Here is a 13,533-nt window from a genome sequence, read left to right on the forward strand (position 1 = left end):
GTTAAGGGTACCGGCTTTACGCTTGGCCACCGTCGGAAAAAGCATGCTCTTCAAGGACCTCGTTCACGATCCGGAACGCCTTGGACGGCTCGTAGCCCTTGCGCGCCAGCATTGACGCCAGCCGCCGGGCCGCTTTGTCCCGATCCGCCCGGTCCTGAAGATCCAGCCCCGGGCGGATCTTGCGCTCCACCAGTTGCCGTGCTGCAGCTTCCTCATCGGCATCCGAAAGCTGTTCCAAGGCTGCAGCGGCAGTTTCCTGGTCGATGCCCTTGTCCGCCAGTTCACGTCGAAGGGCGCCTTTCGCCAGTTTCCGCGACTGGGCACGGCTCCGGACCCACATCTCCGCGAACTCGGCGTCGTTGATCAGGCGGGCCTCTTGGAACCTGTCCAGTACTGCCTCAGCGACGTGCTCGGGAATGTTCCGCTCGGCCAGCTTCTGCGCGAGCTGAAGCCTGCTCTTCGCCGAAGCGGTGAGCTGCCGGTAGACAATGGACTGCGCCACGGACACCGGATCCGGTTCTGCGTCGGCGGCAACCGGCGAGTCGGGATCCGGGCCGTCCTGGAAAGCAACGCCATAGGAAGCACCTTCAGAGGATGCACCATGCCGCCCACCGGCCTTCCGCCGGCAGGGACGGGCGCTCTCAAAGCCTGTCAACGGCTAGAACCCGTCAACGGCCTTCAGCTTCGGGGAGTCCTTGGACTCCGGCTCCGCGGGCTTTACACCCACGCCCAGCTTTTCCTTGATCAGCCGCTCAAGTTCAGCGGCCAGCTCCGGGTTATCGCGCAGGAACCGGCGGGAGTTCTCCATGCCCTGGCCGAGCTGGTCGCCATCGTAGGTGAACCAGGAGCCGGACTTCTTGATGATGCCGTGCTCCACGCCCATATCGATGATCCCGCCCTCGCGGGAGATGCCCTGGCCATAGATGATGTCGAACTCAGCCACCTTGAAGGGCGGGGCCATCTTGTTCTTGACGATCTTGGCCTTGGTGCGGTTACCGACCGAGTCCGCGCCTTCCTTGAGGGTCTGGATGCGCCGGACGTCGATGCGGACAGACGCGTAAAACTTCAGCGCCTTACCACCCGTGGTGGTTTCCGGGGAGCCGAAAAAGACACCGATCTTCTCGCGGAGCTGGTTGATGAAGATGGCGGTGGTCTTGGTCTGGCTAAGGCGGCCGGTAATTTTACGCAGTGCCTGGCTCATGAGCCGTGCCTGGAGGCCGACGTGGCTGTCACCCATATCGCCTTCAATTTCCGCGCGCGGCACCAGGGCTGCCACGGAGTCGATAACGATGATGTCCAGCGAGCCGGACCCCACCAGCATGTCCATGATCTCCAGGGCCTGCTCACCGGTGTCCGGCTGCGAGACGAGAAGGGCGTCCGTGTCCACGCCAAGCTTGGCAGCGTAATCCGGGTCCAGTGCGTGCTCGGCGTCGATGAAGGCCGCGATGCCGCCGGCGCGCTGGGCGCTTGCTACTGCGTGCAGGGCAACGGTGGTCTTACCGGAGGATTCCGGTCCGTAGATTTCAATGACCCGGCCTCGGGGCAGGCCGCCAATTCCCAGGGCAACGTCCAGGGCTATGGAACCGGTAGGAATAACCTCGATCGGGGCGCGTACTTCATCGCCGAGCCGCATGACCGACCCTTTACCGAACTGCTTGTCGATCTGGGCAAGGGCTGCTTCGAGCGCTTTTGCACGATCCGGGGCTGCCGCCATGGTTCACACCTCTAATGCTTTCTCGCTGTGGAGTGGCCTCAGCGGCCGTTTATTGGTCATCTCTGACGCTAATGGGACCCACTGACATTCCGGCCGGAAGACGGCGGCTATGTGGATAACCCGCTGGGAAAAGCATATCTTTACCCGAACAGGTATTCGAACAGGAGCTCGGCGTGTCCAGGGAATCCGGTCAGTCCGTGCGGGGTTTGATGTCGCGGCCGAGCCTGCGCTCAGGGGGCACATCCTGCACGTCGCAGACAGCCAGCCACACCTGGCGCGGCTCAACGCCGGCAGCCAGCGCCTGGTCTGCGGTGCGTCCGCCCACTCCGGCAAGAACAAGGCTGCTGCTGAGGACCCGCGAGTACCCGGCACCAAATTCGTCGTCCATGAGTCGCCAATAGTCGCTGATTCGCACCAGAAAATTCTCTCACGGACGCACGCCCTAGAATTGTTGCCATGAGCAACTCCCCCGATGCCCCCTCCGTGGAAGGCCGCCCGGACGAAGCGGACGTGGACGCAGCCGTGCAGAACGTGGAACACCAGATAAGCCTTTTTTGGCGGCGCGCACGGGCAATTTCCAACCAGCTCTCCCGCCAGGTCCATCCGGATATGGAGCCGGCAGCCTATGGCCTGCTGGCGGTGATCCGCCGGGAGGGTCCCATCCGCCTCACTGACCTTGCAATGAACATCGGGGTGGGAAAACCGTCCGTCAGCCGGCAGATCGCCTTCCTCGAAAGCCTCGGCCTCGTGTCCAAGGAGGCCGACCCGCTGGACGGGAGGGCCCAGGCAATCCGGCTGACTCCCAAGGGGGAAGAGAAGATGCATCAGGTCCAGGATGCCCGGCGGCAGGTCTTCCGCGAACGGCTGGGCGAATGGCCGGTAGAGGACCTGCAGGAACTGGCACGGTACATGGCCAAGCTCAACGCCACCTACGAGCGTGACGGGTTTCCGAGGGATGGCTCGCTGGCGGACCCGGACGGCACGCAGGAGTAGACATGCTGAAGCCCCCGGTGCGTTGCCGGGGGCCTTCAGTATGTTCAGCTTTTGGTGGGTGTCCCCTGCCTTGCCCTTCGGCGCAAACCCCTACCGGGCGCCGGAGAGAAGGCCAGTGGAAAGTTCGTCGTCGAGATCAGTGTTCAGGTCGCGCTCAAGGTCGCGGCCGTAACGCTGGGAGAATTCCTGCGGAACGGTGTCCGGAACTGCGACGCCTTCCGCCACTGCCACCCGGTCGCTCACTTCCCGAAGCATGCTGGACAACGGAACATCCAGTGCCGAGCAAATCGAGGACAGAAGCTCGGACGACGCTTCCTTCTGGCCGCGCTCCACTTCACTGAGGTAACCCAGGGAGACACGGGCGCTGTGCGAAACTTCACGGAGCGTACGCCCCTGACGCTGGCGGACATCGCGCAGGACATCACCAATTTCGTGACGAAGTACAACCATCTTGCGCTCCTTCTGTTCGCTCTTACCCTGATCGGCGAGGCCCACATCCTTCCAGCGGACAACGCCGTTTACGGATACGGGCTGCTTTACCATCTGTATCGCCTTGCTCCCTCATAGGTCAGGTCCGCCGTGAAGCGAACCGTCGTGGTGATTTCATCCTAGGCGCCTCCACTCTCCGGAAGCGACACAATGTAATAACTAATCGGTACCGGCTTTTGTTCCCGTCAACTTTACGCCCGGTAACATAGTCCGGCCAGCGGTCACAGGGACAGGACTTCGAAAAGCCTTTCCAGGGCCGCTCCGCAGGCCTGCCCGCGGATTTCTGCCCTGCTTCCTGAAAACAGGTACTCGAATCCATGTGTTCCCGCCGCAGTGGCGATGCCGATGTACACAGTTCCCACCGGCTTGCCGTCGTGCGCTTCCGGCCCGGCCACCCCGGTTGTGGCCACGCCGATATCAGCGCCAAGGGCCGTACGGGCGCCTGCGGCCATGGCGGCGGCCACTCCGCCGTCCACGGATCCGACGTCGGCCAGCAGCTCCTGGGAGACCTTCAGCAGGTTCGCTTTCACCGAGTTCTGGTAAGCCACAACACCGCCCTGCAGCATCCCGGAGGCACCCGGCGTGTCGGCCAGGACTGCGGACACCATGCCGGCGGTCAGGGATTCGGCCGTCGCCACGGTCCGCCGAAGTTCCAGGGCTTTCTGCACCGCCTGTTCAGACAGCTGGTGCAGGGAAAGATGGTGCTGGTTGCTCACGCCTGCTCCTGTCCGTTGCCGGCCTTTGCCTGCAGCTTTCCTTTGGCCCGCAGGCGCATCGCCTCAACGACGTAGTCGACGCCGGTCCAGACGGTGATGACCACCGCAGCAAGCATCACGGCAAACGCCACCCACGCCAGCCACGGGGCGAACGCCGCCAGTGGCAGGAGGTAGAGGAAGATCGCGGCAGTCTGCACTACAGTCTTCAGCTTGCCGCCGCGCGAAGCCGGGATCACCCCGTAGCGGATCACGAAGAAACGCAGCCCGGTAATGCCCCACTCCCGGACCAGGATCACCAGGGTCATCCACCAGGGCAGCTCGCCCAGTACCGACAGCATCACCAGCGCGGAACCGGTGAGGAGCTTGTCTGCGATGGGGTCGGCGATCTTGCCGAAATCCGTGACGAGGTTCCGGCTCCGGGCGATGTCTCCGTCGAGTTTGTCGGTGTAGATCGCGACGGCAAAGGCCACCACGGCTGCCCAGCGCCAGGGTCCTGACTCGCTCTCCAGGCCGGGGGCATCGGCGATCAGGAACCACACGAAGAACGGCACCAGCGCGATGCGGATCATGGTCAGGATATTGGGAAGGTTCCAGACCCCGGCACGGCCTGGGCCGGCCGCGGTGGCATCGGTGCTAGTCACGTTTCTAGGCTACAGTCTCTGGGCTAGCGGCCGGTGAGGGACCAGGCGTCCTCGGAGCCGTCGTCGTCGTCATAGCCGCCAGGCGCGGAATCCGAGCCGTCGTAATATTCAACGTTTTGCTTGCGCTTGTCGAGGTCGGCAGCGACGAGGTCCTCGGCGTAGCCGCCCTGGGGGATGTTGGCGTTGGCGTTGTCGCTCAGTGCCGCCGTCTGGGCGTCCGGCGCGGCTGGGGCGTCCTGGCCCTTCATCGCGGCCAGGACCGGCGCAAGGTCGTCGGGCTTGACCAGCACGTCGCGGGCCTTCGAACCCTCGGACGGGCCCACCACTCCCCTGGACTCCAGCAGGTCCATGAGCCGGCCCGCCTTCGCAAAGCCCACCCGCAGCTTGCGCTGGAGCATGGAGGTGGAGCCGAACTGCGTGGTAACCACGAGTTCCGTGGCCTGCAGCAGGACCTCGAGGTCGTCCCCGATGTCGTCGTCGATCTGCTTCTTTTCCGCTTCGGGAGCGACGTCGTCACGGTAGACAGCCTGGAGCTGTGTCTTGACGTGCTCCACCACTTTGTGAATCTCGGATTCAGTAACCCATGCGCCCTGGACGCGCATGGCCTTGGAAGCGCCCATCGGCAGGAACAGCGCATCACCCTGGCCGATGAGCTTCTCGGCGCCCGGCTGGTCCAGGACCACGCGGGAGTCGGTCACGGATGACGTGGCGAAGGCCATGCGGGAGGGCACGTTCGCCTTGATCAGTCCGGTCACCACGTCCACTGACGGGCGCTGCGTGGCCAGGACCAGGTGGATGCCAGCGGCGCGCGCCAGCTGGGTGATCCGGACAATCGAGTCTTCCACGTCCCGCGGCGCCACCATCATGAGGTCGGCGAGCTCGTCAACGATCACCAGCAGGTAGGGGTACGGCCGGATGACGCGCTTCGAGTCCGGCGGCGGCTGGACCTTGCCGGCCCGCACGGCCTTGTTGAAGTCGTCGATGTGTTTGAAGCCGTAATTGGCGAGGTCGTCATAGCGGGCGTCCATCTCGCGCACCACCCACTGCAGGGCTTCCGCCGCCTTCTTGGGGTTGGTGATGATAGGCGTGATGAGGTGCGGTACGCCCTCGTAGGCAGTCAGTTCCACCCGTTTGGGATCCACCATCACCATGCGCACTTCGTCCGGGGTGGCCCGCATCAGGATGGACGTGATCATCGAGTTCACGAACGAGGACTTACCGGCGCCCGTGGCACCGGCCACCAGCAGGTGGGGCATCTTGGCGAGGTTGGCCACCACGTAGCCGCCCTCCACGTCCTTGCCCACGCCCATCACCATGGGGTGGTCCGTCCGCCGGGCATTCTGGCTGCGGAGGACGTCGCCCAGGGATACAGTTTCGCGGTCCGTGTTGGGGATCTCAATGCCGATGGCCGACTTGCCCGGGATGGGGCTCAGGATGCGGACGTCGCTGGAAGCCACCGCATAGGAGATGTTCTTGGACAGTGCCGTGACGCGTTCCACCTTGGTGCCCGGCGCCAGTTCAATCTCGTACCGCGTCACGGTGGGACCGCGGCTGAAGCCTGTCACGGTGGCGTCGACATTGAACTGCTGGAGGGTGTCCGTCAGGGCGGCGACGACGGCGTCATTGGCTTCGGTGCGCTCCTTGGGGATGGAGCCGGGCGTGAGGTAGTCCGAGGCAGGCAGCGTGTAGGTGACGTCGCCGGCGAGCGACAGCTGCTCGGTGCGCTGCGGGATGGGTACGGGCGGCGGTGCGGGCGCCACAGGGTTGGAGGGCACGGTGGGTGCGCTGGCAGGCTTGGCGGCAGCTGCAGCCATCCCGGGGGTGATCATGGGAATGGCTTCGGTCGCGTTTTCCGCGCCCGAAGCAGCCGGCCGGGAGGTAGCGGCACCCAGGCCCTGGGCCGCTTTGATCTTTTCGACGGCGATCTCGGCCTGGGTGGGGCGGCGCACGCCCGGCGCGGGGCGCGGCTGCTGCGGTTCGTCGTCGTCGATCACTGCGTGCTCGAAAGCTTCGTCGCCCACGTAGCCGTCCAGGGCGGCGCCGCCCTCCTCCTCGTCCTTGCCGAACAGGCGGCGCTTCTTTTTCTTCGGCGTGCTTTTGGCCAGGGCCTGCGCAGTCCGCTCCAGGTAGCTGCGGTCGTGGGTGTTCCGGTCCTGCTCATCCATCAGGTCGATGCCCATCAGGTGCTCGTAGGCAGCGCGCAGCCGGCGCGGAATCGCGGTGAACGGGGTGGCGGTGATGATCAGCAGCGAAACGAAGGCCAGCAGGGAGTACAGGACGAGCGGAACTGCCAGGTGGATGGCAGCCAACGGCGATGCGGCAAGGAATCCCAGCATGCCGCCCGCCTGCCGGAGGCCGTCGAAGCCCTGGGCAACGGTGGGTTGCCCACCCAGGATGTGGGCCAGCCCGCAGCCGGCAAACGTCATGATGAGGAAGCCGATGCCCACCCGGTTGTTGCCCCGGCCGTCTGCGGGCTGGCGAAAGAGCCGGAAGGCGCACGCAAACAGCATCAGGGGAAGCAGCAGCGAGACCCAGCCGAAGGTGCCGTTGACTACGGCATAGACGGCGTCCGGGAACCAGCCGGTGAGGCCCCACCAGGCAAAGGTGGCGATGAAGATGCCGAGGGCAAGGTTGAACAGCGCCGCGCCGTCACGGCGCTCGTCGGCGGGCAGGTCGCTTACGTCGTGGCCGATCCGCCGCACTCCTCCGCCCACCAGGTGGCCGAGGCCCAGCCATGCCCCGCCCACCACGCGCAACAGCCACGGCTGGTGGTTTTCGACGGCGGGAAGCTGGCGGGTGCGAGCAGTGCTGGACGAGCCGCCGGCTCGTCCTGTTTTAGCGGCCGTGGAGCCTGAACCGCGTCCGGAGGAGCGGCCGGTTTTGCTGCCGGCACTGCCCCTGCTGGATCCATTGGGCGCGGGAGTAGTACGTGTGGCCATGCTGGCAACGCTACCGGAGTTCGGCTGGTTTTCCGGGGATTTGGGGCCCTGCGGGCCCCGGTTCCCGCTCTTAAAGGGCTGGAGCCGGCATTCCCGCTGGTACAGGAATGCCGGCCGCTTGCCTTGGATGGCCGTCAGGCCTCGAGCACCACGGGAATGATCATGGGCTTGCGTCGCAGCTTGCGGTTGACCCAGGTGCCCACCACGCGGCGGACCACCTGCTGGAGCTGGTGGCTGGTGTGGTCCGCGTGGTTGAGGACAGCCTCCTCAAGAGCGGCATTGATCTTGGGGATGATGTCGTCGAACACGGAGTCGTCTTCCGCCACGCCCCGGGCATGGATCTCGGGCCCGGATACCACCTTGCCGGTGGCGCGGTGAATGACGGTGATGATCGAGATGAAGCCTTCGTCACCCAGGATGCGGCGGTCCTTGAGGTCGGCGTCAGTGATCTCACCCACGCTGGAGCCGTCCACATAGATGAAGCCGACTTCAACCTGTCCCACCACGTCAGCCCGGTGGTCCTTGAGGTCGATGACCGTGCCGTTGTCGGCGAGGATGACGCTGGCTTCGGGGACGCCGGACTCGATGGCGATTTTTCCGTTGGCGATCAGGTGGCGGGTTTCCCCGTGCACCGGCATGGCGTTGAGCGGCTCCAGGATGTTGTAGCAGTACAGCAGTTCACCGGCGGCGGCGTGGCCGGAAACGTGGACCTTGGCATTGCCCTTGTGGATGACGTCGGCGCCGAGCTTGAGCAGTCCGTTGATGATCCGGAAGACAGCATTCTCGTTGCCTGGGATCAGGCTCGAGGCGAGGATGACGGTGTCACCTTCGCCCACCACCACACGGTGGTCGCCGTTGGCCATCCGGGACAGGGCGGCCATGGGCTCGCCCTGGGAACCGGTGGACATCAGCACCACGCGGTTGTCCGGCAGGTTGTCGATGTTCTTGATGTCCACGATCAGGCCCGGCGGGACGTCCAGATAACCCAGCTTTTCCGCAATCGCCATGTTCCGGACCATGGAGCGGCCAACGAAGGCCACTTTGCGGTTGTGCTTGGCCGCTGCGTCCAGCACCTGCTGGACCCGGTGCACGTGGGACGAGAACGAAGCGACGATGATCCGCTTGGTCGCCTGGCCGAAGAGCCGTTCGAGCGTGGGGCCGATTTCCTTCTCCGCGGTGGTGAAGCCGGGGATGTCCGCATTGGTGGAGTCGGACATGAAGAGGTCCACGCCCTCCTCGCCGAGTTTGGCGAAGTGGCGGAGGTCCGTGATGCGCCCGTCCAGCGGAAGCTGGTCCATCTTGAAGTCGCCGGTGTGCAGGACAGTGCCGCCAGCGGTACGGATGAACACGGCCAGGGCGTCGGGAATTGAGTGGTTGACGGCCACGAATTCGCACTCGAACGGGCCGAACTTTTCCACCTGCCCTTCCTCCACCGTGAGCGTGTACGGCCGGATGCGGTGCTCCTGCAGTTTCGCTTCGATCAGGGCAAGGGTGAGCTGCGAGCCTACCAGCGGGATGTCGTTGCGGCGGCGCAGCAGGTACGGAACGGCTCCGATGTGGTCTTCATGGCCATGCGTGAGCACCACGGCCACGACGTCGTCCAGGCGGTCCTCGATGTAGGAGAAATCGGGCAGGATCAGGTCGACGCCTGGCTGGGTTTCCTCCGGGAAGAGGACGCCGCAGTCAACGATCAGCAGCTTGCCGTCGATTTCGAACACGGCCATGTTCCGGCCGATCTCCCCCAGCCCGCCGAGCGGAACGATCCGCAGCGTGCCCTGGGGCAGACGCGGAGGGGTGACAAGGCCGGTGAGGGCGGTTTGGGTCATATTGCACTTCTTTCCAGGCGGAAGGTGCCGGTCTTAGTCCTCAGGAAAAGACCAGCCCCCCTTCCGCCAAATCCCCGCGGATGGTTTCGATCTCGGCTTCGTCCGGCTCCACGAGGGGCAAACGGACAATCGAGTTGGGCAGGACTTCCTGCCATTTAAGAATCTGCTTGGCCGCCACAGCCCCCTGGACCCGCGTCATGGTGGCGCGGACTACGGGCTGGAGTTCAAAGTTGATTTTCCGGGCGGTGCTGAGGTCGTTCGCGTTGACGGCGTCGATGAGTTCACGGAAGCGGCGGGTGGCCACGTGCGTTGTGACGCCCACCAGGCCGACGGCGCCTAGGGCCATCCACGGCAGGGTCAGTCCGTCGTCGCCCGAGTAGAACAGAAGGTCCGTCTCGGCCATGACACGCGTGGCGGCGACGAAGTCGGCCTTGGCGTCCTTGACCGCAACAATGTTGGGGTGCTGCGCCAGGCGGATCATGGTGTCCGGCTCGATGGCGATGGAGGAACGGCCGGGAATGTCGTACAGCATGACGGGGACGTCGACGGCGGAGGCGATTGTCTCGAAGTGTGCGCGGACGCCTGCCTGGCTTGGCTTGTTGTAGTAAGGCGTTACCAGGAGAAGGCCGTCGACGCCGAGGGCTGCTGCCTGCTGGGAGAGGTGGACTGAGTGGGCGGTGTCGTTGGTGCCCGTGCCGGCGATGATCGCAGCCCGGCCGCCCACCGCATCCTTGACGGCGCGGAACATGCCGAGGTTCTCCTCGTCGGTCAGCGTGGACGTTTCGCCGGTGGTGCCGGTGACCACAAGGCCGTCACAGCCGTCGTCGACCAGCTTGCTCGCCAGCGCCGCCGCCTGCTCGTAATCCACTGCGCCGTCCTTCGTGAACGGCGTGACCATGGCGGTCAGAAGAGTACCGAGGGCAGGGAGATGCGCGGATGTGTCAGCCATGGAAAAAACGTTACCCTGTCCGCGGCTGGTTAGGACAATGCCGCGGACGTGATGCACGTCAAATTACCCCGAGACGCCTCAGCCAGCCGCACCTCCCCCGTACCGGAACCCTCTACGCCGCCAACGGCTGCCAGTCAGGACGCGGGGCGGCTGGCGGGGCGGGGCGCTGCCGCGGGTGGGTGGCAGTAGCGGCCTACCGCTGTCTGCCGCAGCCCCTCCGCCCACGAGGCGAGCCGCTGGGCGGCCCGGACGTAGTGGAACAGCTCCACGGGCGTCAGGGCGTCAATGTCCGTCTCGGAAAGCCGGCGCGCAAGTTCGGCACCCTCGGGCTGCGCGTCGAGGCTGATGCCCTCCTGTTCCCACTGGACATCCTCCGGCGGACGGCCAGTGACCAGCTGGCGGAAAAGGTAGTCGACGACACCTGGGCTCATGGCCTTCATGAGTCCGCCACTGCCCGGCTCGGAAGCAGGAATTCCTGGCGATGGATTGTTCATGGAGCAATAGTATTCGAACATATATTCGAAGACAAGGAAGATTTCCTGACGACCGGGGCACAGGCAGGTGTGAGACGATCTGGTCATGACGTCCCGTAACGCGGCAAGATTAGCGCGCACAACCGGCAGTCAGCCCGGTGCGGGACGCCTCCATGGTGTCGACGCCGCACGCGGCCTTGCCCTGCTGGGCATGATGGCCACGCACCTGCTCCCTACCTTCCAGTCGAACGCCGACCTGACACCTACGTGGATTGGGCTCACGTTCTCCGGACGGGCGGCGGCCCTGTTCGCCGTCCTGGCGGGCGTGGGGCTGGCCTTGTCCACCGGGAAGCAGAAGCCGCTGGCGGGTCCGGAACTCTCGGCGGCCCGGCGTGGGGTGGCCTTGCGTGCCTTGGTGATTGCCGCCGTCGGACTTACCTTGGGCGGGGTGGAGGTCAACCTGGCCATCATCCTGGTCCATTACGGGGTGCTGTTCCTGTGTGTCCTGCCTTTCCTCGGGATGGGGCTGAAACGGCTGCTCGCCTGGGCCGGCGGCTGGATCCTTGGGTCGCCCGTGCTGGCCTACCTGCTCCGCCCGTGGCTCCTTGCGGCAGAACCGCCGCTCCAGCTGGGACACAACCCGTCATGGGAGGACCTCGCCACACCGTCCAGGCTTCTCGCGGACCTCTTCTTCACCGGTTACTACCCAGTGTTCCAGTGGCTGTCGTACCTGCTGGTGGGGCTCGTCGTCGGCCGGCTGATGCTGGGCAAGGCGATGTTGCCGGCGTTTTTGCTGGTGGCCGGCTCGGTGGCCGCCGTCCTTTCAAAAGCGCTGGGCGTCGCGGCGATGGAAGACTGGGGCGGCCGGGCTGCATTGGAAAAGGTGCTCAACTCGCCGGGCTACCCCCTGCACAGCGTCCTGCAGGTCAACCTCACGGGGATTCCACAGGAAGGATCGTGGTGGTGGCTGGCCTCCGCCGCGCCCCATTCGGGCACCACCTTGGACCTGGTGCATACCTCTGCGGTGGCGGTCGCGGTGATCGGCGCCTGCCTTCTGCTGGGCCGGCTGGCGGAGTGGGTGGACCTGGACCTGCTGCTGCCGCTGCGTGGTCCCGGCGCCATGACCCTTTCCCTCTACACGGTTCACGTCTGGGTGGTGTCCGGGTTCTACCTCAAGCCGCTCCCCGCGGGCTGGACGGAGGACGGGATGTACTTTGCCCAGGCCGCCACTGCCATTGTGGTGGGGATGGTGTTCGTCCTGCTCAAGTGGCGCGGTCCGCTGGAATGGCTGGGCCATGCCGCTAACCAGGCGGGCCGCGGCCAGGTCAGGAACCTGCGGTAGCGCCCACCTGGCGCCGCAAGGCCAAACCCTCCCTTGGTGCCGCGGCAACCTGCTCGAAGGTCAGCTACGCCGGAACCTTGCCGCGGAAGAGCCTGACGGCGTCGCGCATGGATGCCCGGGCGCGCTTGCGGTCGCCCGCGGCATCGTACGCGCAGCTCAAACGGAACCAGGAGCGCCAATCGTCGGGAGCCGCCTCCGCCTCGGCACGGTATTTCTCGAACTCGGCGTCGGCTGCTGAGCGTACGATCCGGCCGGCGGGCGTGCGGGGCAGATCGTCCACGGGCAGGCCGCCCTCGGCTTCCAGGACCCTTGCCATCTGCTCCGTCCGGGCGCCGAACATCAGTTCACGGATCAATGCCCATGCGCCGATGACAGGCAGCACCAGGTAGGCCGCTCCGATCGCCACGGCTGCCGGGTTGCTGTCCGTCAGCAGGAGGATGGACCGCTGGAAGGACACCACCAGGTAGAAAACCAGGAGCAGTGTCACTGCCCCTACCCAGATCTTGGTGCGGTTCTTCCCGAACGCTGCCACCAGCCCGCCCATGGCCTAGAGTCCCAGGTCCAGGTAGCCGTCCAGCCCCACAGTCAGTCCGGGGTGGGCGGCAACGTTGCGCACGCCCAGAAGGACGCCCGGCATGAAGGACGCGCGGTCAAAGGAATCGTGGCGCAGGGTCAGCTGCTCCCCCGCACCGCCAAGCAGGACTTCCTGGTGGGCAACAAGGCCGCGGAGCCGCACGCTGTGGACCCGAATGCCGTCCACCTCGCAGCCGCGGGCACCGGCGAGTTCGCTGGTGGTGGCGTCGGGGCTGGGCGGGACCTGTGCAGCGGCACGTTCGGCTGCGATCAGCTGTGCGGTACGGACTGCGGTTCCCGACGGCGCATCCACCTTGTCCGGGTGGTGCAGTTCGATGATTTCCACCGATTCGAAGTACTTGGCTGCCTTCGCAGCGAAGGCCGAGGCGAGCACCGAGCCGAGGGCAAAATTGGGGGCGATCAGGACGCCGGTTTCCGGCTGGCCTGCCAGCAGATGCCTCAGGGCCGAGAGCTTTCCTTCATCCCAGCCGGTGGTGCCAACAACGGCGTGGATGCCGTTTTCGACGGCGAAGCGGACGTTCGCTTCGGTGCTTTCCGGCACAGTCAGGTCCACCACGAATTTTGCGCCGGCGGCAGTCACCTGGTCCAGGGAGTCGCCGCGGCCGAGGGCGGCGACCAGCTTCATGTCGGGCGCGGCTTCAATGGCTTTCACGGCTTCGGCGCCCATGCGCCCGCTAGCGCCCAGCACGGCTACGGGCAAGGGAGCAGAGAGTTGTTCGGTCATGGCTTTAAGCCTACCGGGGGGCATGCACCGCGCAGGAAACGGGGAGTGTGCGTTACCTCGCAGGAAGCGGCGCTTCCCCTGAAAGGGCGAAACCAACGGATATGCGCCAGTTACCTTATTGTGCCCGGCAGCG

14 protein-coding genes are annotated in these 13,533 nt (G+C 65.4%); 2 read left to right on the forward strand and 12 right to left on the reverse strand.

Features of this window, described 5'->3' with window-relative positions:
• Window positions 1-16: 16 nt before the first annotated feature.
• The 3 genes from FDW81_RS06040 to FDW81_RS06050 all read right to left on the reverse strand — a co-directional run bounded on the left by FDW81_RS06040 (window position 17) and on the right by FDW81_RS06050 (window position 2,129).
• Window positions 17-508, reverse strand: coding sequence for a regulatory protein RecX (locus FDW81_RS06040; protein WP_138133470.1), 492 nt, complete (start codon window positions 506-508; stop codon window positions 17-19).
• Window positions 509-658: 150 nt separating this feature from the next.
• A complete protein-coding gene (recA, locus tag FDW81_RS06045; protein WP_138133250.1) occupies window positions 659-1,714 on the reverse strand; it encodes a recombinase RecA in 1,056 nt (351 codons plus the stop codon).
• 190 nt (window positions 1,715-1,904) lie between these two features.
• Complete coding sequence (locus FDW81_RS06050; RefSeq protein WP_138133251.1) at window positions 1,905-2,129, reverse strand: DUF3046 domain-containing protein; 225 nt, start codon at window positions 2,127-2,129, stop codon at window positions 1,905-1,907.
• Window positions 2,130-2,170: 41 nt separating this feature from the next.
• Here FDW81_RS06050 and FDW81_RS06055 point away from each other — a divergent pair, with 41 nt between their 5' ends.
• Window positions 2,171-2,707 (forward strand): MarR family winged helix-turn-helix transcriptional regulator, encoded by a 537-nt coding sequence (locus tag FDW81_RS06055; protein ID WP_138133252.1) that lies wholly within the window; start codon window positions 2,171-2,173, stop codon window positions 2,705-2,707.
• 90 nt (window positions 2,708-2,797) lie between these two features.
• On the opposite strand, the gene FDW81_RS06060 is transcribed toward FDW81_RS06055, so the two are convergent.
• The 7 genes from FDW81_RS06060 to FDW81_RS06090 all read right to left on the reverse strand — a co-directional run bounded on the left by FDW81_RS06060 (window position 2,798) and on the right by FDW81_RS06090 (window position 10,761).
• Window positions 2,798-3,250 carry a helix-turn-helix domain-containing protein gene (locus FDW81_RS06060; RefSeq protein WP_138133253.1) on the reverse strand — a complete coding sequence of 151 codons (453 nt, stop codon included), beginning with the start codon at window positions 3,248-3,250 and terminating at the stop codon, window positions 2,798-2,800.
• Between the two features lie 167 nt (window positions 3,251-3,417).
• On the reverse strand, window positions 3,418-3,912 hold the full coding sequence (locus FDW81_RS06065) for a CinA family protein (protein ID WP_138133254.1): 495 nt from the start codon (window positions 3,910-3,912) through the stop codon (window positions 3,418-3,420).
• Window positions 3,909-4,553, reverse strand: coding sequence for a CDP-diacylglycerol--glycerol-3-phosphate 3-phosphatidyltransferase (pgsA, locus tag FDW81_RS06070; RefSeq protein ID WP_138133255.1), 645 nt, complete (start codon window positions 4,551-4,553; stop codon window positions 3,909-3,911). The genes FDW81_RS06065 and pgsA overlap by 4 nt, the downstream gene beginning before the upstream one ends.
• Before the next feature lie 23 nt (window positions 4,554-4,576).
• Window positions 4,577-7,492, reverse strand: coding sequence for a DNA translocase FtsK (locus FDW81_RS06075; RefSeq protein WP_138133256.1), 2,916 nt, complete (start codon window positions 7,490-7,492; stop codon window positions 4,577-4,579).
• A 134-nt stretch (window positions 7,493-7,626) separates the two neighbouring features.
• Complete coding sequence (locus FDW81_RS06080; RefSeq protein WP_138133257.1) at window positions 7,627-9,318, reverse strand: ribonuclease J; 1,692 nt, start codon at window positions 9,316-9,318, stop codon at window positions 7,627-7,629.
• Between the two features lie 40 nt (window positions 9,319-9,358).
• Window positions 9,359-10,267 carry a 4-hydroxy-tetrahydrodipicolinate synthase gene (dapA, locus tag FDW81_RS06085; protein WP_138133258.1) on the reverse strand — a complete coding sequence of 303 codons (909 nt, stop codon included), beginning with the start codon at window positions 10,265-10,267 and terminating at the stop codon, window positions 9,359-9,361.
• Window positions 10,268-10,401: 134 nt separating this feature from the next.
• Complete coding sequence (locus FDW81_RS06090; protein WP_370278777.1) at window positions 10,402-10,761, reverse strand: hypothetical protein; 360 nt, start codon at window positions 10,759-10,761, stop codon at window positions 10,402-10,404.
• 85 nt (window positions 10,762-10,846) lie between these two features.
• On the opposite strand from FDW81_RS06090, the gene FDW81_RS06095 reads away from it, so the two are divergent.
• Window positions 10,847-12,082 (forward strand): heparan-alpha-glucosaminide N-acetyltransferase domain-containing protein, encoded by a 1,236-nt coding sequence (locus tag FDW81_RS06095; protein ID WP_138133259.1) that lies wholly within the window; start codon window positions 10,847-10,849, stop codon window positions 12,080-12,082.
• Window positions 12,083-12,146: 64 nt separating this feature from the next.
• On the opposite strand, the gene FDW81_RS06100 is transcribed toward FDW81_RS06095, so the two are convergent.
• Both FDW81_RS06100 and dapB read right to left on the reverse strand, forming a co-directional pair.
• The gene (locus tag FDW81_RS06100; protein WP_138133260.1) at window positions 12,147-12,626 is read right to left on the reverse strand and encodes a hypothetical protein; all 480 of its coding nucleotides are present in this window, start codon (window positions 12,624-12,626) and stop codon (window positions 12,147-12,149) included.
• A 3-nt stretch (window positions 12,627-12,629) separates the two neighbouring features.
• Window positions 12,630-13,400 carry a 4-hydroxy-tetrahydrodipicolinate reductase gene (dapB, locus tag FDW81_RS06105; protein ID WP_138133261.1) on the reverse strand — a complete coding sequence of 257 codons (771 nt, stop codon included), beginning with the start codon at window positions 13,398-13,400 and terminating at the stop codon, window positions 12,630-12,632.
• Between the last annotated feature and the right edge of the window lie 133 nt (window positions 13,401-13,533).

Origin of the sequence: Pseudarthrobacter sp. NamB4 (assembly GCF_005796185.1) — a bacterium.
GTDB lineage: Bacteria > Actinomycetota > Actinomycetes > Actinomycetales > Micrococcaceae > Arthrobacter.

Bases quoted from the DNA above. Each gene is read 5' to 3' on its own strand.
- recA (WP_138133250.1), bottom strand. From the start codon at position 1,714: ATGGCGGCAGCCCCGGATCGTGCAAAAGCGCTCGAAGCAGCCCTTGCC.
- FDW81_RS06055 (WP_138133252.1), top strand. From the start codon at position 2,171: ATGAGCAACTCCCCCGATGCCCCCTCCGTGGAAGGCCGCCCGGACGAA.
- FDW81_RS06060 (WP_138133253.1), bottom strand. From the start codon at position 3,250: ATGGTAAAGCAGCCCGTATCCGTAAACGGCGTTGTCCGCTGGAAGGAT.
- FDW81_RS06075 (WP_138133256.1), bottom strand. From the start codon at position 7,492: ATGGCCACACGTACTACTCCCGCGCCCAATGGATCCAGCAGGGGCAGT.
- FDW81_RS06080 (WP_138133257.1), bottom strand. From the start codon at position 9,318: ATGACCCAAACCGCCCTCACCGGCCTTGTCACCCCTCCGCGTCTGCCC.
- dapA (WP_138133258.1), bottom strand. From the start codon at position 10,267: ATGGCTGACACATCCGCGCATCTCCCTGCCCTCGGTACTCTTCTGACC.
- FDW81_RS06090 (WP_370278777.1), bottom strand. From the start codon at position 10,761: ATGAACAATCCATCGCCAGGAATTCCTGCTTCCGAGCCGGGCAGTGGC.
- FDW81_RS06095 (WP_138133259.1), top strand. From the start codon at position 10,847: ATGACGTCCCGTAACGCGGCAAGATTAGCGCGCACAACCGGCAGTCAG.
- FDW81_RS06100 (WP_138133260.1), bottom strand. From the start codon at position 12,626: ATGGGCGGGCTGGTGGCAGCGTTCGGGAAGAACCGCACCAAGATCTGG.
- dapB (WP_138133261.1), bottom strand. From the start codon at position 13,400: ATGACCGAACAACTCTCTGCTCCCTTGCCCGTAGCCGTGCTGGGCGCT.